At 67.5% G+C, this 22,368-nt stretch carries 16 protein-coding genes; 5 read left to right on the top strand and 11 right to left on the bottom strand.

Annotation, left to right across the window (positions count from 1 at the left end; genetic code table 11):
- Window positions 1-108 precede the first annotated feature (108 nt).
- A complete protein-coding gene (locus AB4Y91_RS11260; RefSeq protein WP_441418576.1) occupies window positions 109-1,431 on the top strand; it encodes a cell division protein PerM in 1,323 nt (440 codons plus the stop codon).
- Between the two features lie 34 nt (window positions 1,432-1,465).
- On the opposite strand, the gene AB4Y91_RS11255 is transcribed toward AB4Y91_RS11260, so the two are convergent.
- Window positions 1,466-1,897 carry a hypothetical protein gene (locus tag AB4Y91_RS11255; RefSeq protein WP_441418549.1) on the bottom strand — a complete coding sequence of 144 codons (432 nt, stop codon included), beginning with the start codon at window positions 1,895-1,897 and terminating at the stop codon, window positions 1,466-1,468.
- Window positions 1,898-1,936: 39 nt separating this feature from the next.
- Between AB4Y91_RS11255 and purN the strand changes: the two genes are divergently transcribed.
- Together purN and AB4Y91_RS11245 are read left to right on the top strand one after the other, a co-directional pair.
- Complete coding sequence (gene purN / locus AB4Y91_RS11250) at window positions 1,937-2,515, top strand: phosphoribosylglycinamide formyltransferase (RefSeq protein WP_441418548.1); 579 nt, start codon at window positions 1,937-1,939, stop codon at window positions 2,513-2,515.
- A gap of 256 nt (window positions 2,516-2,771) precedes the next feature.
- A complete protein-coding gene (locus AB4Y91_RS11245) occupies window positions 2,772-3,698 on the top strand; it encodes a hypothetical protein (protein WP_441418547.1) in 927 nt (308 codons plus the stop codon).
- A 110-nt stretch (window positions 3,699-3,808) separates the two neighbouring features.
- Here the strand turns inward: AB4Y91_RS11245 and AB4Y91_RS11240 are convergent, their stop codons facing one another.
- Window positions 3,809-5,161, bottom strand: coding sequence for an MFS transporter (locus tag AB4Y91_RS11240; RefSeq protein ID WP_441418546.1), 1,353 nt, complete (start codon window positions 5,159-5,161; stop codon window positions 3,809-3,811).
- Between the two features lie 160 nt (window positions 5,162-5,321).
- On the opposite strand from AB4Y91_RS11240, the gene purH reads away from it, so the two are divergent.
- Window positions 5,322-7,007, top strand: coding sequence for a bifunctional phosphoribosylaminoimidazolecarboxamide formyltransferase/IMP cyclohydrolase (gene purH / locus AB4Y91_RS11235; protein WP_441418545.1), 1,686 nt, complete (start codon window positions 5,322-5,324; stop codon window positions 7,005-7,007).
- 567 nt (window positions 7,008-7,574) lie between these two features.
- Here purH and AB4Y91_RS11230 read toward each other — a convergent pair.
- The gene (locus AB4Y91_RS11230) at window positions 7,575-8,549 is read right to left on the bottom strand and encodes a trypsin-like serine peptidase (protein ID WP_441418544.1); all 975 of its coding nucleotides are present in this window, start codon (window positions 8,547-8,549) and stop codon (window positions 7,575-7,577) included.
- A 270-nt stretch (window positions 8,550-8,819) separates the two neighbouring features.
- On the opposite strand from AB4Y91_RS11230, the gene AB4Y91_RS11225 reads away from it, so the two are divergent.
- Window positions 8,820-11,039: an NADP-dependent isocitrate dehydrogenase gene (locus AB4Y91_RS11225; RefSeq protein WP_441418543.1), complete on the top strand. Its 2,220-nt coding sequence runs from the start codon at window positions 8,820-8,822 to the stop codon at window positions 11,037-11,039.
- A gap of 131 nt (window positions 11,040-11,170) precedes the next feature.
- Here AB4Y91_RS11225 and AB4Y91_RS11220 read toward each other — a convergent pair whose 3' ends face one another.
- The 8 genes from AB4Y91_RS11220 to AB4Y91_RS11185 all read right to left on the bottom strand — a co-directional run bounded on the left by AB4Y91_RS11220 (window position 11,171) and on the right by AB4Y91_RS11185 (window position 22,181).
- A complete protein-coding gene (locus AB4Y91_RS11220; RefSeq protein WP_441418542.1) occupies window positions 11,171-11,761 on the bottom strand; it encodes an SRPBCC family protein in 591 nt (196 codons plus the stop codon).
- Window positions 11,762-11,927: 166 nt separating this feature from the next.
- A complete protein-coding gene (locus tag AB4Y91_RS11215; RefSeq protein WP_441418541.1) occupies window positions 11,928-12,449 on the bottom strand; it encodes a mucin-associated surface protein in 522 nt (173 codons plus the stop codon).
- Window positions 12,446-13,729, bottom strand: a complete 1,284-nt coding sequence (locus tag AB4Y91_RS11210; RefSeq protein ID WP_441418575.1) for a serine/threonine-protein kinase — start codon at window positions 13,727-13,729, stop codon at window positions 12,446-12,448. The genes AB4Y91_RS11215 and AB4Y91_RS11210 overlap by 4 nt, the downstream gene beginning before the upstream one ends.
- A 1,873-nt stretch (window positions 13,730-15,602) precedes the next feature.
- On the bottom strand, window positions 15,603-16,673 hold the full coding sequence (locus tag AB4Y91_RS11205; protein WP_441418540.1) for a Gfo/Idh/MocA family protein: 1,071 nt from the start codon (window positions 16,671-16,673) through the stop codon (window positions 15,603-15,605).
- Between the two features lie 152 nt (window positions 16,674-16,825).
- On the bottom strand, window positions 16,826-17,926 hold the full coding sequence (locus tag AB4Y91_RS11200) for a substrate-binding domain-containing protein (RefSeq protein WP_441418539.1): 1,101 nt from the start codon (window positions 17,924-17,926) through the stop codon (window positions 16,826-16,828).
- A gap of 63 nt (window positions 17,927-17,989) precedes the next feature.
- Entirely contained in the window at window positions 17,990-19,258 is a 1,269-nt protein-coding gene (gene mmsB / locus AB4Y91_RS11195; RefSeq protein WP_441418538.1) for a multiple monosaccharide ABC transporter permease, read from the bottom strand.
- 45 nt (window positions 19,259-19,303) lie between these two features.
- Window positions 19,304-20,860 carry a multiple monosaccharide ABC transporter ATP-binding protein gene (gene mmsA / locus AB4Y91_RS11190; protein WP_175323572.1) on the bottom strand — a complete coding sequence of 519 codons (1,557 nt, stop codon included), beginning with the start codon at window positions 20,858-20,860 and terminating at the stop codon, window positions 19,304-19,306.
- Window positions 20,861-20,990: 130 nt separating this feature from the next.
- The gene (locus AB4Y91_RS11185; RefSeq protein WP_441418537.1) at window positions 20,991-22,181 is read right to left on the bottom strand and encodes an ROK family transcriptional regulator; all 1,191 of its coding nucleotides are present in this window, start codon (window positions 22,179-22,181) and stop codon (window positions 20,991-20,993) included.
- Window positions 22,182-22,368: the final 187 nt, after the last annotated feature.

Genomic DNA, 22,368 nt, shown 5'->3' with positions numbered 1-22,368 from the left:
CGGGGCGCGGCGGGCGGCGGCGGCAACGTTTCCGGCCGGCTGAAATCGGGGGCACAAGAGCCTGTCGGAACCCGGCGGAAGGCCCCGCACGTGGCACCATGGAAGACGATGAAACTGCGCGCTGATCAGACCGGGAACCGTGGCCTTCCGATGCCTCTATGGCTGCAGGGGGCGCTGGAGTCCGCGCAGGCCGCCGTGATCTCCGCACTCGTCGTGATCGCACCAATTATCGCGGTCTGGGCCACGGCCGGATTCCGCGAGGGCGGCTTTGAATTCCTCGCCCGGCTGGCCGGCCAGGCCTGGCTGCTGATCCACGGCGTCCCCTTGCTGCTCGAAACCGTCGGCGCCGGAACCGCGGGACGGCCCGAATCCGGCACCCTGTCGCTGATCCCGCTGGGCCTCACGCTCCTCCCGTTCCTGCTCGCCTGGCGCGCGGGGCGGCGGCTGGCCCGCGCCTCCTACACGGACCAGCTCTGGCAGGCGCTGCTCGGCTCCTGGATGATGTACGGCGCCTTCGGATTCGCCACCGGTTTCGTCTGCCGCACCTCCGAGGTCGGTGTCAGCCTGTGGTACGCCTCCATCGTCCCGTTGATCCCCTTCGCGCTCGGCATGGTGATTGGTGCCCGCCGGGAAGCGGGCTCCTGGAGCCGGCTGATCGGCGTCGACGCCGTCGCCTGGCTCTCGCGCACCAGCCAGCACTCGCGCTGGGCAGGCTCCTACCTTGGCTCCGCCGTCAAGGCCGGCTTCGTGGCCGTGATGGCCAGCCTGGCCATGGCTGCCGCCCTCCTCACCGTGGACCTCATCATCCACTGGAACCTCATCATTGCCGTCTACGAGGCGCTCGACGCCGGCCCGGTGGGCGGCGCGGCGCTCACCATCGCGCAGTTGGGCTACCTGCCCAACCTGGCCGTGTTCGCGCTGGCCTGGACTTCCGGCTCCGGGTTCGCGCTCGGCGTCGGATCGCAGGCCGGGCCGCTGGCCACCGCCGTCGGGCCGCTGCCCTCCATCCCGGTGTTCGCCGCGCTGCCCGCCGGTGCGCTGGAGTATGGCTTCGTGGCCCTCGTGATTCCTGCGCTCGCCGGGCTCCTGGCGGGCTGGTGGTTCCTGCGCGAAGGCGAAAACCACTTCGACGAATGGCTCTCCATCAAGGTCAAGGCGCGCTGGTTCACGGCCACCGTCTCCACGCTGGTCCTGGGCGCCATGATCGGCGCCGTGGCAGGTCTGCTCGCGGCGGCGCTGGCTTGGTTGGCCCGCGGTTCCGCCGGCATCGGACGGCTCACGGACATCGGCCCGGACCCCCTGACAACGGCGTTGTTCGTGGCAGCTGAAACGGGCATCGGCGTCGTGATCGGCTACGCGGCCGGGCCGTGGCTGGAACGACGGCAGAAACTGCACGAAGCGGATCTGGAACTGGCCGCCGAAGCCGATTAAACGGCGACGTTCCGGGCCTGGCGGGTGGCCGGCGCTAGCGCAGCTGCGTGGGCAGCGAATTCTCCAGCTGGGTCCGGCACGCCGAGGCAGCCTGCTGGGTCAGGGCATGGCGGGCGCACTGCTGGTAGTCCCGGATCTGGTTGAAGAACACCGCGGAGGCCAGCACCATCAGCACCATGACCGCGGAGACCACCAAACCGGAGATGGTGCCGAACAGCACCAGGCGGGATTCCTTGAGCTTCGCCGCACGCACGAGCAGTACGATGCCGAGCACCAGTGCGGCCGCGGTAAGGATTGCGGTGAGCCAGAGGTAGCTGACGTCCAGCTGGAAGACGAAGAACGCCCCAAGCACCGTGACGATAAACGCGCGGAACAGGTTGTGCGTCCGGAGCAGCGATGCCTTGGCCGCTTCGCTCCGGGGATTCTGTCCCCGCTGGGCTCCGCCGGGGTCCTGGGGGGAATTCATATTTTCCAGCGTACGCGAGTGGCCCCATAAGCTAAGTCAATGCGCATAGTTGTCCTCGTCTCAGGCACCGGCTCCAATCTCCAGGCAGTCATCGACGCCGTCAGGGCCGGCGAGCTGGACGTGGAACTCGCCGCCGTTGGCGCCGACCGGCCCGGAACGTACGGGGTGGAGCGCTCCGCGGCCGCTGGGATCCCGACCTTCGTGGTGGATTTCAAGGCCTACCCGGACCGGGCCGCGTGGAATGCCGCGCTGACCGAAGCCGTTGCCGCCTACCGGCCCGACGTCGTCGTGTCCTCCGGGTTCATGCGGATTGTCAGTGCCGACTTCATCGACGCGTTCGGCGGCAAGTACCTGAACACCCATCCGGCGCTGCTGCCGGCCTTCCCCGGCGCGCACGGCGTCCGCGACGCCCTGGCCTACGGCGTGAAGGTCACCGGGTGCACGGTGCACTGGGCGGACGCGGGCGTCGACACCGGCCCGATCATCGCCCAGGAAGCCGTGAGCGTGGACGACGGCGACACCGAGGAAACCCTGCACGAGCGCATCAAGACGGTAGAGCGGCGGTTGCTGGTGTCGACGCTGAAGTCGCTCGCCGCGGGAGCTAAGACCCCCAACTAGCCCGCAGTTGTTGTCGTTTTGAGCCCTCAAAACGACAACAACTGCGAGGCAGTTGGGCCCTCCCGGGGCGGCGCCGACGGCCGTTTTTCGACGGGGAAATACCCAACCAAGTAGTCGGCTCGACAAAAGCGAGTACTCCGCGAATAAGTCGGGTAGTGACTGGCGAAAATCGGGTATCTCGCCGCCGGTTGAGGGGCCGTCCGGGGCCATAGTCTGACGCAGTCTCATTCGTCTCTTGCGTCCCTGGGGGTCCATCGTGTCACAGTTCAGCTTTGCCAAAACCAGCCCGAAGGTTCTCTGCCTTACTGCGGCGCTCGTCCTCGGAACGGGCGCCGTTTCTGCCGCCTATGCCGCTTCGACGACGTCCGGCACCGGCGAAATCAGCGGCTGCTACAACATCAACAACGGCGGCCAGCTCCGGGTGCTGGCAGCCGGCCAAACGTGCGATTTGAAGAAGGAAACCGCCATCTCTTGGAACATGCAGGGGATCCAGGGCATTGCCGGCCCGCAGGGGATCCCAGGGATCGCCGGCCCGCAGGGGATCCAGGGGCTCGTAGGCGAGGCCGGCGCCACTGGCGCCATGGGAGCCACCGGAGCCCAGGGTGAGAAGGGCGACAAGGGTGATACCGGCGAGGCCGGCGCCATGGGAGCCACCGGAGCCCAGGGTGAGAAGGGCGACAAGGGTGATACCGGCGAGGCCGGCGCCATGGGAGCCACCGGAGCCCAGGGCGAGAAGGGCGACACCGGCGAGACCGGTGCCCAGGGCATCCAGGGCGAGAAGGGCGAGCCCGGAGCTACCGGTGCCGTCGGTGCAACAGGCGCCACCGGGCTGCAAGGCGAAAAGGGCGACACCGGAGCCATCGGCCCCGTTGGACCGGCCGGTGCCAGGGGGGCCACAGGTGCGACCGGAGCCACCGGAGCCACCGGGGCCACCGGAGCCACCGGGGCGGCCGCGTCGACCAGCGTGACTGTCGAGTCGAACAGCGGCTCAACGCTCGTGGTTCAGGTCAACTGCCCAGCCGGCAGGACCGCCGTCTCGGGCGGCTACTCGCTGGGCTCCACCACCGGCAACAACGGCGCCGTTGTCAGCCAGCCCGTCATGACCGGCGGGACGCCTACCGGCTGGACCGTAACGCAGCGGACAACTACGGCCATGACGGTGTACGCGACCTGCATCCAGTAGCCACCCCCCGAATGCCCTATCACTTGTGGTGCTTCTGAGACCCTCAGGGCAACCAAAAGGGATAGGGCATTTCGGCGTCCCGGGCCGGCGGGGGAGCGGTGGCGGGAAAGCTACTCCAGACGGCGCTGCTTGGTTTCCGGGGCAAAGAACGCCATCCACAGCACCGAGATCAACACCAGGCCGCCGGCCAGGGCGAAGGACGTGGCCAGCCCCAGTTCAGGCCACAGGAACGTGGCGAAGATCAACGGCCCGAACCCGGCGCCGAGCCGGGAGAACGTCGAGGCCCAGCCGAAGCCCGAGCCGCGCAGCTCGGTCGGGTAGAGCTCCGACACGTAGGCGTACAGCACCGGGATCGCCACCTGCACCACGAAGCCGAACACCAGCAGCCAGAACACGGCCGCCGTCGGGATGTCCACGACGACGGCGACAATCACCAGCGTCAGCGCCGACAGCGGGCCGGTGATGGCAAGGATCCACTTGCGGCCCGTCCGCTCCACCAGCAGCGCGGCGACCACCACGCCCAGCAGGCCGACGGCGGCCATCGACGCCGTCGTCAGGAACGCCTTGTACTCCTCGAAGCCGGCGCCGATCAGGATCCGGGGCATCCAGGTCAACGACAGGTAATAGACCAGCAGGATGCTGAAGAACAAAGCCCAGGCCGCCGTCGTAATCTTCCAATTGAACTGCCAGAGCGCGCGCAACTGGGTCCAGGCGCTGCCGGCGGAAAGCCGGGGCGCGTCCTGGGGTTCGGGCAGGCTGTAGACCCGGGCCTCGGCGCCGGTGGCCGCGACCAGGTCGTCGATCACCCTGGCGGCTTCCTCGCGGCGGCCCTTGCGGATCAGGAACAGCGGCGACTCCGGGACGCTGCGCCGGATCCAGAACACCAGCAGCGCGGGCAGCACCATGATCAGCATGGTCAGCCGCCAGTCGGCGAAGGCGGCGATCAGCCCGGCCGAGACGAACCCGCACAGCGCCGCACCGATCGGCCACCAGCCATCCATCGCGGTGAGGACCCGGCCGCGCTGCTTGCGGGGCGTGAACTCGCCCACCAGTGCGTAGTCCACCGGGATGCAACCGCCCAGGCCGAAGCCCGCCATGAACCGGAACGCCACGAACCAGAGGAAGTCGGGGGAGAACGCGCCCAGCACCGTGAACACCGAGAAGATCAACAAGGTGGCGGTGAAAGCCTTCTTGCGCCCGATCGTGTCCGCGATGGTGCCCCAGACAAAGGCGCCCACGGCCATACCGATCAGGTTGGAGGTGCCGATCCAGGCCGCGTCGCCAGCGGTCAGGGACCAGTGCTTTGACAGCAACGGAATGAGGATCCCGTTCAGCGTGACGTCCCAGGCATCGAACATGAAGCCCAGGCCGCCGATCAGGAAAATCCGGCCCTGGACCTTCCACCGCCACGGCAGTTCCTGGACCACCTGTTCGCCGCTGGGCACAGTGGTGTAAGTATTCATCTCGCCTCCTGGGAAAACTCTACGTCCCGGCGCGCGCCAGCGGTGAAGCTTCACACTCGGGCGCGCTGGCTCCCGGCGGGGATGCAGAGAGCCATGACGCGATAAACTGGCCGCATCCCCACCACCCGCGGCCGCGCCGCGATATAAGACGGAGACTTTTGTGAGCTTTACGCAGCTTGAGCGTGTATCCATCGACCGTGTTCCCATCCGCCGGGCCCTCATCTCGGTCTACGACAAGACCGGTCTGGAGGAGCTCGCCAAGGGCCTGCACGAAGCCGGCGTCAAGATCGTCTCCACCGGTTCCACCGCCAAGAAGATCGCCGCCGCCGGAATCCCGGTGCAGGAAGTCGAAGAAGTCACCGGCTCCCCGGAAATGCTGGACGGCCGCGTCAAGACCCTGCACCCGCGCGTGCACGGCGGCATCCTCGCCGACCGCCGCGTCCCGGCGCACATGAAGACGCTCGAGGACATGTCGATCGAGCCGTTCGACCTCGTCGTCGTGAACCTCTACCCCTTCGTGGAGACCGTAAAGTCCGGCGCCGCGCAGGACGACGTCGTCGAGCAGATCGACATCGGCGGCCCCGCGATGGTGCGGTCGGCCGCGAAGAACCACGCCGCCGTCGCGATCGTGGTGGACCCGGCCTCCTACGGTTCCGTCGTGGAGGCGGCCTCCTCGGGCGGCTTCGACCTGAAGACCCGACGCCGGCTCGCCGCCAAGGCGTTCGCGCACACCGCGTCCTACGACACCGCCGTGGCCACCTGGACCGCCAGCCAGTTCCTGGATGAAGACGGCGACGGCGTGATCGACTGGCCCGCCTACGCCGGCCTGGCCCTGGAACGCTCCGAGGTCCTCCGCTACGGCGAAAACCCGCACCAGCAGGCCGCGCTGTATGTGGACAAGGCTGCCCCGGCAGGTATCGCCCAGGCCGACCAGCTGCACGGCAAGGCGATGAGCTACAACAACTTCGTCGACGCCGACGCCGCCCTGCGCGCCGCGTTCGACTTTGCCGAGCCCGCCGTTGCGATCATCAAGCACGCCAACCCCTGCGGCGTTGCCGTGGGTTCCGCCGCCGCGGCGGACCCGATCGCCGACGCCCACGCCAAGGCCCACGCCTGCGATCCGGTGTCAGCGTTCGGCGGCGTGATCGCGGCCAACCGCACCGTCACCGCCGGCATGGCCCGGACCGTGGCCGGGATCTTCACCGAGGTCGTCATCGCGCCGGGCTTTGAGGACGAGGCCGTGGAGATCCTTGTCAAGAAGAAGAACATCCGCCTCCTGACCCTGCCCGAGGGCTACGGCCGCTACCCGACCGAGTTCCGCCAGGTCTCCGGCGGCATGCTGGTCCAGGCCACGGACAAGGTCGACGCCGAGGGCGACGACCCGGCCAACTGGACGCTCGCTGCGGGAGAGGCCGCCGACGCCGCCACCCTGGCCGACCTCGCCTTCGCCTGGACGGCCTGCCGCGCGGCCAAGTCCAACGCGATCCTGCTCGCCGCCGACGGTGCCGCCGTCGGGATCGGCATGGGCCAGGTCAACCGGCTCGACTCCTGCCGTCTCGCCGTCGAGCGGGCCAACACCCTGGGTGTCACGGTGGAGTCCGATGTGGAAGGTGCCGGCGGGGCATCTAACACCGATGCCGCCGGCGCTCCGGAACGGGCCCGCGGCGCCGTTGCAGCCTCGGACGCGTTCTTCCCGTTCGCCGACGGCCTGCAGATCCTGATCGACGCCGGCGTCCGCGCCGTCGTGCAGCCCGGCGGATCCGTCCGCGACGAGGAAGTCATCGCCGCAGCCAACGCCGCCGGCATCACGATGTACTTCACCGGAGCTCGGCACTTCTTCCACTAGGGGACATGCTCAACTGCTGCCACCAAGAATGGACATGCCCTTCCTTTCCGGGAGGGCATGTCCATTTTTGTGCTGCCTTTGGTGTGCTTCGGGGTCCAGGGAGCTGAGGCCGCCGGACATGCTCATTCGTCGGGGCCAGGAGTGGGCGCGGGCGGAAGACTCGGCGGGACATGCTCATCGTGCGCGCCAAGGAGTGGGCATATGGGGATTATGTCCACCGGCCGGCGCGTGCGGCGGGCATGTCCACTCGGAGCGCCAAGGAGCATGGCCGACGGGCATGTCCATCCTTCGCAGTTCGGACCGGGCAAGACCTCCAGGCCTGACGGACATGCCCATCCTTGGAACCCACGAATGGACATATGGAGGTTATGTCCGGCGGGTGGTCTGAGCGATGGGCATGTCCCTCGGGTGGTCTGAGCGATGGGCATGTCCGGTGGGAGGCCAGGCTCAGGGACCAGCACACAGCAACGCGGGGTCACTTGCGGCCCTGTCGAGGGGGAGGGTGGCAAGTGACCCCGCGTTGCCCTATTCCTTTCCTAGGGTGTGGGTGTATTGGGGGTGGGGTTCTTAGGCGGCTGCGGCGGTGCTGTAGGCCTGCTGGATCACCGAGCCCCAGTACGGGCCGTACATCACGGTGGAGCGGCTGCCGTAGCCGTAGCTGTTGATGGAATTCTGGTAGCCGGCGGAGCTGGTACCGATGAACCAGGGGCCGCCGGACGATCCGCCGGTCATATCGCACGGGATGCCCTGGGCGTTGAACTGGGGATTGTTGGGATCATCGGAGGCCGGGCCGGTGCAGCTCTTCAACGACTGGCCGTCGAAGGGCGCCGCGGCCGGGTAGCCGTAGGACTTGTAGGTGAGGCCGCGCGCTGCGTTGAACTGGACGCCGGAGGCGCCGACGGCGTCGGACAGGTTCTGTCCGTTCAGCGGGGACACGACGGCGAATCCGGTGTCGTACTGCATGTCGCCGGCCGAGCTCCACTGGGTCGTGGTGTAGAGGGCCTTGGCAGCCCACTTGCCGTACGGGGCGGCGCCGTTGAGGTACGCGGGGACGAAGACGAAGTTGGTGGCGAAGGCCCCCGGACCCTCGTTGACGCAGTGTCCGGCGGTGGAGACGGTGCTCTTGTTGGTGGAGGTTACCGAGTTGCCGGAGCAGACGTAGTTGCTGCCGCCCATCGTGAAGAACACTTTGCCGATGTTGGAGATCGGCGACTCGTCGGCGTGCAGGGTGGTCTTGCCCTTGGCGGCCTTGCCGGAGATCTGCGTGCTGGCACCCTTCTCCACGGTGGCAGCGGAGGACTTGTTCCCGCGGGCCAGAGCCTTGTCCGCCAGCACGTCGCCCGGAATGGCCGACTTCATCCGCTCGGGCGTCCAGTAGTCGGCGGCCCGCGAGCCGTCGACGGACTGGCTGGCCACCTGGGGAGCCTTCTTGTCCTGCGCCGCAACGGTCGAGGCGGTGGCGCCGCCGGCCGCGCAGATGGCCAGGAGGGCCGCGGCGGAGAGGCTGAGGAGGCTGGTGGCCAGAGTCTTGGGTGTTCTCATGGGTGTCCTAACCGGGAGGAATGCGGGGCGGCCTGCGGGTGCGGGCCGCTGTGATGGGTTAGAAACTACGTCAACTTGACGAACATGTAAAGAACTTTGTCAACAACTGTCACAGCAGATTCGCGCAGGGTTAGGCCGGCTGCACGAGTCACGGGGGCGCCGGAGCCCGTCCCGGATAGGCGCCAATGGGGCCACCTCGGGTAAGTTAGAGCCGTTGAGATAACACAAGATTTCCGGATATCCGCAGACTTTCAGGGAGACGCCCGAGCAATGGCCAAGATTATCTATACCCACACCGACGAAGCGCCGATGCTGGCTACCTATTCGTTCTTGCCGATTGTCGAGGCATTCGCGTCGACGGCCGGTGTGGAAGTGGAGACCCGCGACATTTCGCTAGCCGGCCGCATCATCGCCGTCTTCGGCGACTACCTCACCGAAGAGCAGCGCGTCAGTGACGCCCTGGCTGAACTGGGCGCGCTCGCCAAAAAGCCCGAGGCCAACATCATCAAGCTGCCCAACATCAGCGCCTCCGTGCCGCAGCTGAAGGCCGCCATCGCCGAGCTCCAGGGCCAGGGCTACGCCCTGCCGGACTACCCGGACAACCCGGCCTCGGACGAGGAGACGGACATCCGCTCCCGCTACGACAAGATCAAGGGCTCCGCCGTGAACCCGGTCCTGCGCGAAGGCAACTCCGACCGCCGCGCGCCGCTCTCGGTCAAGAACTACGCCCGGAAGAACCCGCACAGCATGGGCGCCTGGACCCCGGAGTCCAAGACCAACGTCGCCCACATGGATGCCGACGACTTCCGCTCTAACGAGAAGTCCGTGGTCATTGAGGCGGATACCAACCTCAAGGTCCAGCTGGTCAAGGAAGACGGCACGGTCAAGGTCCTGAAGCGGGCGTTCGCCGTGCTGGCCGGCGAAGTCATCGACGGCACCGTGATGCGCGCCGCCGCCCTGGACACCTTCCTCGCCGCCCAGGTTGCCCGGGCCAAGGAAGAAGGCGTGCTCTTCTCCGCACACCTGAAGGCCACCATGATGAAGGTCTCCGACCCGATCATCTTCGGCCACGTCGTCAAGGCCTACTTCTCGGATCTCTTTGCCACCTACGGCGACCAGATCGCCGCGGCCGGCCTGAGCCCCAACAATGGCCTCGCCTCCATCCTCAACGGCCTCGAGGACCTCCCGGAAGAGATCCGCGGCGACGTCGAAGCCGCCATCGAGAAGGGCCTCAACGACGGCCCCGAGCTGGCGATGGTCGACTCGGACAAGGGCATCACCAACCTGCACGTTCCCTCCGACGTCATCGTCGATGCCTCGATGCCGGCCATGATCCGCAGCTCCGGCCACATGTGGGGCCGCGATGGCCAGGAGGCCGACACCCTCGCCGTCCTCCCGGACAGCAGCTACGCCGGGATCTACCAGGTCGTCATCGACGACTGCCGCGCCAACGGCGCCTTCGACCCGACCACCATGGGTACGGTCCCGAACGTCGGGCTGATGGCCCAGGCCGCCGAGGAATACGGCAGCCACGACAAGACCTTCGAGATCCAGGCCGCCGGCACCGTCCAGGTGGTCGACGACGCCGGCACCGTCCTGATCGAACACCAGGTTGCCCCCGGTGACATCTGGCGCGCCTGCCAGACCAAGGACGTGCCGATCCGCGACTGGGTCAAGCTCGCCGTCACCCGCGCCCGCGCCTCCGCCACCCCGGCCGTGTTCTGGCTGGACAAGGGCCGCGCGCACGACGCCCGGATGATCGCCAAGGTCGAGGAATACCTCAAGGACCACGACACCGAGGGCCTGCAGCTCGAAATCATGTCCCCGGACGAGGCCACGGCCTTCACCCTGGCCCGACTGCGCAAGGGCGAGGACACGATCTCGGTCACCGGCAACGTGCTCCGCGACTACCTCACGGACCTGTTCCCGATCCTTGAGCTCGGCACCAGCGCCAAGATGCTCTCGATCGTTCCGCTGATCAACGGCGGCGGCCTGTTCGAGACCGGCGCCGGCGGCTCGGCCCCGAAGCACGTCCAGCAGCTGCTCAAGGAAAACCACCTGCGCTGGGACAGCCTGGGCGAGTTCCTTGCCCTCGCCGTGAGCTTCGAGCACCTGGCAACCTCCACGGGCAACGCCCGCGCGCAGGTCCTCGCGGACACCCTGGACCGCGCCACCGGCACGTTCCTGCTGGAGAACAAGTCCCCGAAGCGCAAGGCCGGCGAGCTGGACAACCGCGGCAGCCACTTCTACCTGGCCAAGTTCTGGGCCGACGAGCTGGCACGCCAGAGCGACGACACCGAGCTGGCCGCGGCCTTCGCCGCCGTCTCGGACGCCCTGGCCGCCAACGAGGAAACCATCGTTGGCGAACTGCTTTCGGTCCAGGGATCCCCGGTGGACATCGGCGGCTACTACCGTCCGGACGAAGCCAAGGTCTCCGCCGTGATGCGGCCCTCGGCCAAGTTCAGCGAAGTGCTGTCCCTGCTGGGCTAGCCCGCACAACGCGAACGGCGCACCGGGAGTTCCCGGTGCGCCGTTCGGCGTTTAAGCAACCGGCCGGTCCATGTCCGGCCGACGACGGCGGTGCGTCCCACCGTCGTCGGACCGTGTCGGCCGGCGAGTGCCTAGCGGTCGGAGATCCTCCGGTCGCCGCCGGCCTCGCTGGCCGGTTCGGTTGCCAGATCCGGGTCCGCGTCCAGCGGCGCTCCGGTCCCCAGCACGTCGTACTCCGGGTCTGTCACCGGCGTCAGCCCGCCCGCTTCCCCGCTGTTGACCCGTTCGCGCCACGCGCCGGTCTCAAAGTCGCGGCCCTCAATGAACTTCTTGAACCGCTGCAGATCCGCCCCCACTTGCCGGGAGTCCAGCCCGACCGCAGCGCCGATTTTCTCGGTTGCAGTGCCGGGCTCCCAACTGAGTTCGACGTCGACCCGGGTCTCCGCCGGTCCCAGCTCCGCGAAGCGCACGGTGCCGGCGTTTCGGGGGCTGTCCAGGCTTTCCCACGACACCTGCCGGTCGGGGTCCTGGCTGGTGATCCTGGCGTCGTAGTCGCGCTTGACCCCGCCGATGCTGGTCTGGAAGTGGACGGTGGTGTCATCGAGCTGCTGGACGGCGTCGACGCCGCTCATAAACTGCGGGAAGTCTTCGAACTGGGTCCACTGGTTGTAGGCCTGGCTCAGGGGGACGTTGACGGCGATGGATTCCTGGACTGTTGCCATGCTTGCTTTCACTCCTTCGGCTGGCAGGCTGCGGCCTGCGCGTCGTTGCAAGGGACGGATACAAGGTTGGTACAAGTGCTCGGACAGCGGTTGGGTCAGTCAGGCCGTTTCCGGCCTGACTGACCAAGCTAGCCGGATCCGGCTAATTGTGAAAGTCCGCGCGCCGTCAGTGGCCGCCCTTGCCCTTGCCCTTGGGCTTGCTCTTCACTACGGGGACAGGCGCCACGGGAGCCGGCGCCGCCGCTGCCTGGGCCGCGGCGGCCGCCTTCGCGGCTGCTGCTGCCGCCGCTGCCTTGGCTGCCGCCGCAGCCTTGTCGGCTGCTGCCTTCTTGGCCGCCGCCGCATCCCGGGCGGCTTTGTCGGCCGCCGCCTGCTTGGCCGTGAGGTCGGCGCGCACGGCATCGATGGCCGCCTTGATGCTTTGGTGGCGTTTGAAGGACACTTGTCCGTCCGCTGCCGCCGCGTCGAGCCTGGCCGTCAGTTCGTCCAGCAGTTTCAATGCGCCGGCGGAGTCGTTGGTGGCTGCGGCCTCGGTCACTGCCAGGACCTGGGACTGGAGCTGACGTGCAGCCGTGCCGTCCAGCTCGGGAGGAGCGCCGCATCCGGTGAGCGACCCTGCGATCAGGGCAGCGGTGAGCAGCGGACCGGCTATGGCCAGGTTCCACCGCCGTTTGCCAGTGGCATTCATGGTTGCACGCTCTTCTGCAGTTGCTTCAGGTGCTCGCCCAAATCGCCGGAGACGGCCGGATAGGGCACGACGGCGGGCGGCTGGGGGACAGTGAGGGAGACGGCGACGGCGGCTGCCGCTAGGAGCGCCACCAACGCGAGGACGACCGCGATCCTCGTGCGGAGTCGGGCCCGCCGGAAGCGTGCGAGCGGGCGGGCCAGCACGCCTGCGCGGCGCGCCGGGGCCTCGTCCGGGGTCAGTGCGTGGTGCCGGCGGGTTCCGGGCCTGATGCCCGGGGCGTGGCCGGCCGAGCCCGCCGCTGTGCGTTGGACAGGGTCCTGAGCTGTGTCCTGGACAAAGTCCCGAACTCCCGTCGCCGAGCGCGGCGGCCTGGCGGGCGGTGCGGGCAGTACCCTGGTCCGTTCTTCGGCCAGCAGGCCCGGCAAGGAGTCGGGGGAGACCAGGGCCTGGCGCAACGCAGCCTCCAGGTCGGCCGCCGAGGGCCGGTCCAGGGGGTCCAGTGCGGTCATGGCCCGGATCAGCTGGGCCCACTCGGCCGGCACCGCGTCAGGAACAACGGGGGCGCGGTGCAACCGGGCCACTGCCGATTCGACGGCGCTTCCCGGGTACTCCACGGAGCCCTTGATGCACTCCAGCAGGACCAGTCCCAGCGAGTAGATGTCGCTGGCCGGGCCCATGTCGGCGCCGCGGGCCTGCTCCGGACTCAGGTAGGCGGCCGTTCCCACCATCGTTCCGGTGGCGGTGAGCCTGGTCCCGTCGATGATCCTGGCAATGCCAAAATCGGTCAGCTTTGGCCGCAGCGGTTCTCCGGGTCGGACCTGCACCAGCAGGACGTTGGCCGGCTTGATGTCGCGGTGGATGATTCCGAGGGAGTGGACGTAGGCGAGGGCATCCGCGAGTCCCGCGCCGATCACGGCAAGCTCGTCGAAAGGGACCGGGCTGTGCCGGATCCGGCTCCGGAGGTCCTGGCCCTCCACCAGTTCCATGGTCAGGAAGGGCCTGGGCTCGTCCGGGATCCGGGTGTCCGTGCCGGCGTCGAAGAGCGTTACGAGGCTCGGATGGTTCAGTGTGGCCAGGAGTTCGATCTCGGCCTGCTGGCGCTTGAGCTCATCGGCCTCCGCGGATTGCGGGGCGAAGAGCTTGAGCGCGACGTCCCGGCCCAGGTTCTCGTCCCGGGCAGAGTACACGGACGCCATGCCGCCCCGGCCGATCACTTCGCCCAGACGGTAGCGGCCGCTCAGGATCTCGGTCGTGACCTCACTGGGTAAAGCGTCCACGATGTTCCCCGTCTTTCGTCCTGGCGCCGCGGTGGCGTCCCTAAAGAATAATACGGGTGCGGGTATCGGGTTCCGGCACGGGCCGCATCGTTCAGCTGTCGTCTGTGGTGGCGGTTTCACCTTTCTCGCGAAGGGAGGGGGTGCCGCCGGAGCCTGCGAGGCCGTTGAATCCCCCAGCGGACCCAACGACTTCGCTCCGGCGGCAATAGACCTGGACGGGAGCGGCCACGCGTTACGGTGGCCGTCCCGCGGGCGGAGCTTGCGCCGGCGTCGGGCGCAGCAGCCGGCGTGGGCATTGCCGCAGGGATGCGCGTTGGGTGGGGGCCGGACCGGACGCGAGGAGCGCTGAGACGGCGCGCCTAGGCGAAGCGTTGGTGCCGGGTATCCGGTCGCGGACGGTGGTGTCCATGGGGAAATCTCCTGAATGACTGGTGGCGGGCGTGCGTGGCAGCCCGAAGGACCGTGCTCTGCGCAGGAAAGTGGCAGAGGACGGCCCTACTAGTCAGGAGAAGATCCCGGATCGGCGGCGACAGCAGGATGGACGTGCTGTAGCGGGCCGCTGATGGGGTCGGTGCCCATTGGTGGGATGAGGAAGAACGCGCTTGGCGTCCACGCGGCAGCGCCGGAAGGCCCGCTGGACGTGGAACCGCTGCCGGACCCCGACCCTGGGGTCGGCGGGAGCGCAGCGGGGGCAGGCAGCCCGGTGTCGCCGCCACGGGGCCGGGGCGCGTCATTGCCGCCCGTCGGCGCCGCGGGGGCACCGTCTCCGGTCGACCGGGGGCCCGCAGGAGTTCGGTTCCCTGCCGCCAAGGCACCCGGCAGGCTGCCGCGGGCCGGGACGTCCGGCAGGGTCAGGGAGGGAACGTAGCCGTAGCCCGCCGCAGGGTAAACGGCTTGAAGGCCGCGCGGCCGGTCCACAGCCGCCGGGCTTTGCTTCAGCAAAGGATCAGCGCTTGCCGGGGTACCTGCGGCGGTCTTCCGTGGCGGGACAAGCGGTGCAGGGCCGGCCCCGACCTGGCCCGGGACGACCACGGGGACGACCACCGGCACCGGTACCACCGCAGGCGGGGTGGCCGGGGGTACCGTGCCGGGCACGGATCCGCTCACTGGGGGCGCTGGCTCGGGAGCGGACGGGACAGCCGGGAGGTCTCCGGCGCCGGTGTCGGGAGCGGTGACCGGAACAGCCGGGTCCGTGACCGGTGCCGGATCACTGGAAGGGGCGGGCGCAGGCTCTCCGGGCGGGACCGGCGCGGGAGCCGGGGCGGGCTCGGCCGGGGGACTGGCGACCGGCTCACTGACCGGTGGGACGGGGGCCGGAGTCTCGGTAACCTGGGAGGCCGGTTCGGGCTGGGCAACCGGCAACACCGGTTGCGGGACGACAGGAGGCGCGTCGGGCGCCGCAAGCGGCACAACGGGTTGCACGACGGCGGGCTCCGCGACAACTGGCGCCGGGACAGCCGGCACAGGTACAGCCGGAGGCGAAACCGGCGGCGAAACCGGAGCCGGGGTGACGGCAGGCGCAGTCGGGGCTGGAGCCGACGGTGCCGGGCTTACGGGTGCTATCGGGTCATCGGCCTTCGGGAATTGGATCATGGTCACGACGGCCGAACCGGGGGCGGGTGGAACTGCGCTGGAGACCTTGAGTTCGTCGGCGTTGGCCGAGGCGGCGGAGAGCGCCAGCCAGGACAGTCCGGCTCCCAAGGCCAGCAGCCCCCGTCGCAGGAAGCGGCGCGCACGGGGACGGCTGGCTGCAGATTCCATGCGCAACACACCTCCCCGAAATCCATCGACGATTGGCCTACAGAGTAAGTCCGGGGGCCGGGGCGAGTCCATAGCCCACGGCAAACTTGGGCCCACAAAGCCCGGAAATCCAGGGTCAGCGCACGTCGTTCGGGTAGCTCACTCCCAGCTGGGCGCGGACGCCGTCGAACAGCCGCATGGTGTTGAGGGAGTCCTCCAAGGGCATCACCGGACTCTCGGTGAGGCCCTGCTGGATGCATCGGGTGACCTCGCGGAGTTCGTAGCTGTAGCCGCGCCCCACAACGCTGAACTGTTCGGTGCGCGGCTCCTCGAAGCCGACCCGCACGACGAGTTCCGTGGGGTTGTTGACCGAGCCCAGGCTCTGCAGGAACCCCTGGCTCCCGGCCACCGTGGCGGCGCGCGGCCCATGGGCCAGAAGCGAGGAGGTCAGCTGCGCCTGGGCCCCGTGGTGATAGCCCAGGGTCAGCGCGTTTTGGGCGTCCACGCCGTCGTCATTGATCCAGCCGGTGGCACTGACCGTCTGCGGGAAACCCAGCGTGCCCAGCGCCCACAGCAGCGGATAGATGGTGATGTCCAGCAGGGCTCCGCCGCCGTCCCTGGGAGCCCACAGCCGGGAGGTGGGGGAGTAGGGGGCCGGGAAGCCCAGGTCCGCGCCGACCCACTTGACCTCGCCGATCTCACCCGAAGCAGCGATCTCGAAGGCCCGCTGCATGCTGGGCAGGAACCGGCTCCACATTGCTTCCATCAGGAACAGGCCCTTGTCCCGCGCCAGCTCCACGAGCTCGGCCGCCTCCCGGGCGTTGACGGTAAGGGCCTTCTCGCACAACACATGCTTGCCGGCCCGCAGGGCCGCCAATGCGATTTCGTGGTGGTGGGCGTGCGGCGTGGCGACATAGACGACGTCGACGGCGTCATTGGCCAGCAGCCGGTCGTAGCCGGCCACGCCGTCGTGGTCCCCGTAAGCGCGGGCAAAGCCATAGTCGGCCGCGAACGCGTCGGCCGCTGCCTGGCTGCGCGAGCTCACCGCGTAGAGCTCCGCGTCCGGGAGGAGTTCGAGGTCCCTGGTGACGGCGGCGGCGATCCCGCCGGTGGCGACCACACCCCACCGCAGCCGGGCGCCGGTGGCCGTCCGCGGGTCCTGGTCGGGTTGGTTGGACAGCCACGGCTTCGCGATAGGGGCAGACATGCTGCCATCTTCTCACCCGGCTGCGGGAGGGGCGGGTGTTTGGCGGCGCGAGCTGCGGGAGGGGCGCGGTTTTGGGGTACAAAAAGGCCCCGGCCCTCCCGCAGTGAACTGGTCACTGCGGGAGAACCGGGGCCCGGTTTTAGAGCGTCAGACTACTTGGTGATCGGTCCGAGTACCGGATCGTCGACGTAAGCGGTCTTAACGTTTTCCTTGGTCACGATGACCGGCTCCAGCAGGTAGGCCGGGACGGTCTTGACCTTGTTGTTGTAGGACTTGTCATCGTTGATCTCAGGCGTCTTGCCGGCCTGGATGTCCTTGACCATGGTGATCGCGTGCTCGACGAGCTTGCGGGTGTCCTTGTTGATGGTGGAGTACTGCTCACCGGCCATGATGGACTTCACGGACTCAACTTCGGAGTCCTGCCCGGTGACGACCGGCAACGGCTTGCCTGCGGCCTTGACCGAGGTCAGGATGGCGCGGGCCAGCGTGTCGTTCGGGGACAGCACGCCGTCCACGGAGGCGCTGCCGTAGGTGCCGGCGAGCAGGGTGTCCATACGGCGCTGGGCGTTCTCAGCCTTCCAGCCCTGGGTGACGGCCTGTTCGAAGGTCTTCTGGCCCGACTTGACCACCAGGGTGCCGTCGTCGATCTTCGGCTGGAGCACCTTCATGGCGCCGTCGAAGAAGACCTTCGCGTTGGCGTCGTCGGGGGATCCGGCGAACAGTTCGATGTTGTACGGGCCCGAGGGCTTCTTGGCCTTCATGCCGTCCAGCAGGGCCTGGCCCTGCAGCTCGCCAACCTTGAAGTTGTCGTATGCCACGTAGTAGTCCACGTTGGGGGTGTTCAGGAGCAGACGGTCGTACGCGATGATGGTGGCGCCGGCGTCCTTGGCCTGCTTGAGCTGGGTACCCAGCTGGGCGCCGTCGATGGCACCCACGATGATGACCTTGGCACCCTTGGTGACCATGGCGCTGATCTGGTTCTGCTGTTCCGAGACGCCGCCGTTGGCGAACTGCACATCTGCCTTGAAACCGGCACCCTTGAGGCCGTCGTTGAACAGCTTCTCCGCCAGCACCCAGTTTTCACTGGTCTTCTGGGGGAGTGCGACGCCGATCGAGGAGTCCTTGGGGAACGCCTCGGCGCCGCTGCTCGCGCCACCGGACGTTCCGCTGTCGGAACGGCCGCAGGCTGTCAGCGCCAGTGCCGCAATAGCAGCGATCGCTGCTGCCTTTCCTGCTTTACCAATCATTTGCATTGCTTGGTTCACTTTCTATAGATGGTGTTCGGAGAATCAGGGGTATCGGGGCCAAGAAACCGGTCAGGCTTCCTTGGCAATGACCTCTTTGGTGGAGGTGGTTTCGTCGGGCTTGATCTCGTTGCCGCGGCCGAAGTTCTTCATCATCATGCCGATGATCGACCGCTTGCCCTGGGACTTGTTGTAGACGTCGAAGGCGACGGCGATCAGGAGCACGAGGCCCTTGATGATCTGGGTGAGGTCGGCGCCGACGCCGAGCAGCTGCAGGCCGTTGTTCAGCACGGCCATCACGAGGCCACCGACGATCGAGCCGATCACGGTGCCGACGCCGCCGGTGACCGCGGCGCCGCCGATGAAGACGGCAGCGATCGCGTCAAGTTCCCAGCCGACGCCGTCGAACGGGCCCGAGGCGGTGGAGCGGCCGACGAAGATCATGCCGGCGAGGCCGGCCAGGATGGACATGTTCATCATGACCAGGAAGTTGATCTTCTTGGACTGCACGCCGGACAGCTCGGCCGCGTGCCGGTTGCCGCCGACGGCGTAGACGTGGCGGCCCACGATGGTCTTGGAGGAGATGAAGCCATAGACCAGGACCAGTACGGCGAGGATCAGGCCAGGGATCGGGAACGAGGTGCCCGGACGGCCGGTCGCGAACAGGTACGTGGCGTAGAGGATGGCGCCGCAGATCAGGACGAGCTTGGTGACGGTCACCCAGGCTTCGGGAACCTCGGCGCCCAGGGCCTTGGCCTTCCGGCGGGAGCGGATCTCGCTGACGATGACGAATGCCACACCGGCCAGCCCCAGCAGCAGGGTCAGGTTGTTGTAGCCGGTGACCGGCCCGAATTCAGGCAGGTAGCCGGAACCGATGTACTGGAAGTCGGCGGGGACGGGGATGGTGTTGGACTTGCCGACGAACTGGTTGAAGCCGCGGAAGAGCAGCATGCCGGCCAGGGTGACGATGAAGGCCGGGATGCCGACATAGGCGGTCCAGAAGCCCTGCCAGGCGCCGATCAGGACGCCGAGCAGCAAGCCGAACAGGATGCCGAGGTACCACGGGATGCCCCAGTCCTGGATCATCAGGGCGACGCTGACGCCGACGAATGCCGCGACCGACCCTACGGAGAGGTCGATGTGGCCGGCGATGATCACCAGCACCATGCCGATCGCGAGGATCAGGATGTAGGAGTTGCCGTTGAAGAGGTTGATCACGTTGCCCGGGGTGAGGGTGTTTCCCCCGGTGGCGATCTGGAAGAAGACGATCAGTGCAACCAGGGCGAAGATCATGCCGAATTGGCGGGTATTGCCGCCAAAGAGCTTCTTGAGCGCGTTCATTTTGTCAGTCCTTGTTGTCCGGAATGTTCTGGATGGTCCAGAGGGTCAGGCAGTCTTGCGGGCGGAAGTCATGAGTTTCATGAGGCTTTCCTGGCTGGCTTCCTCTTTGTTCAGCACGCCGGTGATGGCGCCTTCGAAGATGGTGTAGATGCGGTCGGAGAGCCCCAACAGTTCAGGAAGCTCCGAGGAGATCACGATGACGCCCTTGCCCTGGTTGGCCAGTTGCTGGATGATCCCGTAAATCTCGTACTTGGCGCCGACGTCGATCCCCCGGGTCGGCTCGTCCAGGATCAGCAGGTCCGGGTCGGTGAACATCCACTTCGCCAGCACCACCTTCTGCTGGTTGCCGCCGGACAACTTGGCGACGCCTTCCTCCACGGACGGCGTCTTGGTGCGCAGCGACTTGCGATACTGCTCGGCGACGGTGAATTCCTTGTCGGCGTCGACGACGTTGTGCTTGCTGATCTTCTTCAGCGCCGCCGAAACCGTGGTGGCCTTGATGTCGTCCAGCAGGTTCAGCCCGAGGGACTTGCGGTCCTCCGTGACGTAGCCGAGGCCCGCGTCGATCGCCTGCTTGACGGTCTTGAGGTGCAGTTCCTTGCCGTCCTTGTAGACCTGGCCGGAGATGAAGCGGCCGTAGGAGCGGCCGAAGAGGGAGCGGGCGAGTTCGGTGCGCCCGGCGCCCATCAGGCCGGCGAAGCCGACGATCTCGCCGCGGCGCACGAAGAAGTTGGAGTTCTTGCAGACCAGGCGGTCCTGGATCTGCGGGTGCCCCACGTTCCAGTTTTTGACCTCGAAGAACGTCTCGCCGATTTTGGGTTCGTGCTCCGGGAACCGGGATTCCAGGGTCCGGCCCACCATGCCCTTGATGATGCGGTCCTCGTCGACGCCGTCAGCCTTGACGTCGAGGGTCTCGATCGACTTGCCGTCGCGGATGATCGTGATGGAGTCGGCGATCTGCTCGATCTCGTTGAGCTTGTGCGAAATGATGATCGAGGTGATGCCCCGGCCCTTCAGGCCCAGGATCAGATCCAGCAGGTGCTGGGAGTCCGATTCGTTCAGGGCCGCGGTGGGCTCGTCGAGGATGAGGAGCTTGACCTTCTTGTTCAGCGCCTTGGCGATCTCGACCAGCTGCTGCTTGCCGACGCCGATTTCCTTGACCGGGGTGTCCGGGTCCTCGCGGAGCCCGACCCGGGCGAGCAGTTCGGTGGAGCGGATCCGTGCCTCGGCCCAGTCGATCACCCCGCGCCTGGTCGGCTCGTTGCCCAGGAAGATGTTCTCCATGATGGACAGCTCCGGGATGAGGGCCAGTTCCTGGTGGATGATCACGATGCCGGCGTGCTCGCTGGCCCGGATGTCCTTGAACTGCTGGACTTCGCTCTGGTAGACGATGTCGCCGGTGTAGCTGCCGTAGGGGTAAACGCCCGAGAGCACCTTCATGAGGGTGGATTTTCCGGCGCCGTTTTCGCCGCAGATGGCGTGGATTTCGCCGGCCTTCACCCGCAGGTTCACCTCGGCCAATGCTTTAACGCCGGGGAACTCTTTGGTGATGGAGCGCATCTCGAGAATTATCGGATCGCTGTGCGTGTTGAGGGACGTCATCTGCCCTTACGCCTCCAATGCATGACTTCGTTGTCCGCCCCTGCAAACCGCAGGGCCGTCTGATGGAAAAGTAAACTGGATCACGCCGTTGTCGTCAAGTCTTTAACGCAACGGCTAGGTAACGGCTGCTTTAGTTTCGCCGTATTCCGGCATGTTGGAAGACCAGCGCGGTGGCGCCAAGGGCCTCGGCACGGTCGCCAAGCGAGGACATCGTCAGGGTGGTGGTTTCACCGATGACGGGGACCGCGTGGCGCACCAGGCCGCGCCGGATCGGGTCCAGCAGCAGTTCGCCGAGCCCCGCCAGCGGGCCTCCCACCACGATCACCTCCGGGTTGATGAGGTTCGCGACGTTGCCCAGCGCGCGGCCGACGGCGAGCCCGGCGTCGTCCACCACCCGGAGCGTTGCCGAGTCCCGGGCGCGTGCCTTGCGCACGATGTCCTCCGGGGTCAGCGGTGCGTCCTCGCCCCGGCCCAGCAGCTCGATCATGGTGGTGGTGGAGGCGATGGTTTCCAGGCAGCCGCGGTTCCCGCAGCGGCAGACGAGGCCGTGCTCGTGGATGGTGGCATGGCCGATTTCGCCGGTGATCCCGACGTTCCCGTAGTACGGCATTCCGTTCAGGATCAGCCCGGCGCCGATGCCCGAGCCGATCTTCAGGAAGAGCAGGTTGCTGATGCCGGTGTGCGGGCCCCACGTCACCTCGGAGAGCGCGCCCAGATTCGCGTCGTTGTCGACGAATACCGGCAGATCCAGCGCTTCCTCAAGGCGTTTGAGGATGTTGATGCCCACCCACTCGGGCAGGATGGCGCCCTGCGCCACAGTGCCGGTACGGCGGTCGATAGGGCCCGGGATGCCGACGCCGGCCCCCACCAGGGCGCTGCGTTCCACGCCGCTATTGGCCAGCAGCCGGTCGAGCACCCCGACGGCGGCGGTGATGCCCTCCTCGGCGTGGTGGCCCAGTGGCAACAGGACCGATTCCTCCGCCACCACGTGGTAGCTGAGCGAGGCCAGGACCACCCGCAGGTGGCGGCGGCCGAAGTCGATGCCGACGGCGACGGCACCGTTGCTGTTGAGCCGGACGTTCAGGGCGCGGCGCCCGGAGCTGGTGATTGGTTCGGTGGACGCCAGCCCCGCGTCCTGCATGATCTTGACGATGTTGGAGACCGTGGCGGTGGAGAGTCCGGTCTGCCGGGCCAGTTCCGCCTGGGTGGAGGGGCCGGCCAGTAGGCATTCAATGATCCGCTGCTGGTTCAGATGTCGAAGCGCGGACTGCGACCCGGGGTTTTTAGTGCGGCTCCTCGTTGAGCGCGTTGGTGAGGGCATGCAATGAAGAGTGCCGCATCCGGGGCTTGTAGTCAAGAAGTTAACGCATGGAGTGCGGCGTAACGGGATTCCGGCGGCGCCGCGGGGTGCCACCCGGCCTGCGCCCCGCCGCAGGGACGTTCCGCCCTGACCGCCCTCCGACCGGGCGGATTTGCACCAGCCCGGCCTTTCCGGGCCGAGGCTAGGC

It is taken from the genome of Arthrobacter sp. YAF16 (assembly GCF_052113385.1).
GTDB lineage: Bacteria > Actinomycetota > Actinomycetes > Actinomycetales > Micrococcaceae > Arthrobacter.
This window is presented reverse-complemented; position numbering and strand designations above follow the sequence as displayed.

Coding starts and splice junctions, on each gene's coding strand:
- AB4Y91_RS11260 (WP_441418576.1), top strand. CDS start 109: ATGAAACTGCGCGCTGATCAGACCGGGAACCGTGGCCTTCCGATGCCT.
- AB4Y91_RS11255 (WP_441418549.1), bottom strand. CDS start 1,897: ATGAATTCCCCCCAGGACCCCGGCGGAGCCCAGCGGGGACAGAATCCC.
- purN (WP_441418548.1), top strand. CDS start 1,937: ATGCGCATAGTTGTCCTCGTCTCAGGCACCGGCTCCAATCTCCAGGCA.
- AB4Y91_RS11240 (WP_441418546.1), bottom strand. CDS start 5,161: ATGAATACTTACACCACTGTGCCCAGCGGCGAACAGGTGGTCCAGGAA.
- AB4Y91_RS11230 (WP_441418544.1), bottom strand. CDS start 8,549: ATGAGAACACCCAAGACTCTGGCCACCAGCCTCCTCAGCCTCTCCGCC.
- AB4Y91_RS11225 (WP_441418543.1), top strand. CDS start 8,820: ATGGCCAAGATTATCTATACCCACACCGACGAAGCGCCGATGCTGGCT.
- AB4Y91_RS11220 (WP_441418542.1), bottom strand. CDS start 11,761: ATGGCAACAGTCCAGGAATCCATCGCCGTCAACGTCCCCCTGAGCCAG.
- AB4Y91_RS11215 (WP_441418541.1), bottom strand. CDS start 12,449: ATGAATGCCACTGGCAAACGGCGGTGGAACCTGGCCATAGCCGGTCCG.
- AB4Y91_RS11205 (WP_441418540.1), bottom strand. CDS start 16,673: ATGTCTGCCCCTATCGCGAAGCCGTGGCTGTCCAACCAACCCGACCAG.
- AB4Y91_RS11200 (WP_441418539.1), bottom strand. CDS start 17,926: ATGCAAATGATTGGTAAAGCAGGAAAGGCAGCAGCGATCGCTGCTATT.
- mmsB (WP_441418538.1), bottom strand. CDS start 19,258: ATGAACGCGCTCAAGAAGCTCTTTGGCGGCAATACCCGCCAATTCGGC.
- mmsA (WP_175323572.1), bottom strand. CDS start 20,860: ATGACGTCCCTCAACACGCACAGCGATCCGATAATTCTCGAGATGCGC.
- AB4Y91_RS11185 (WP_441418537.1), bottom strand. CDS start 22,181: ATGCCCTCACCAACGCGCTCAACGAGGAGCCGCACTAAAAACCCCGGG.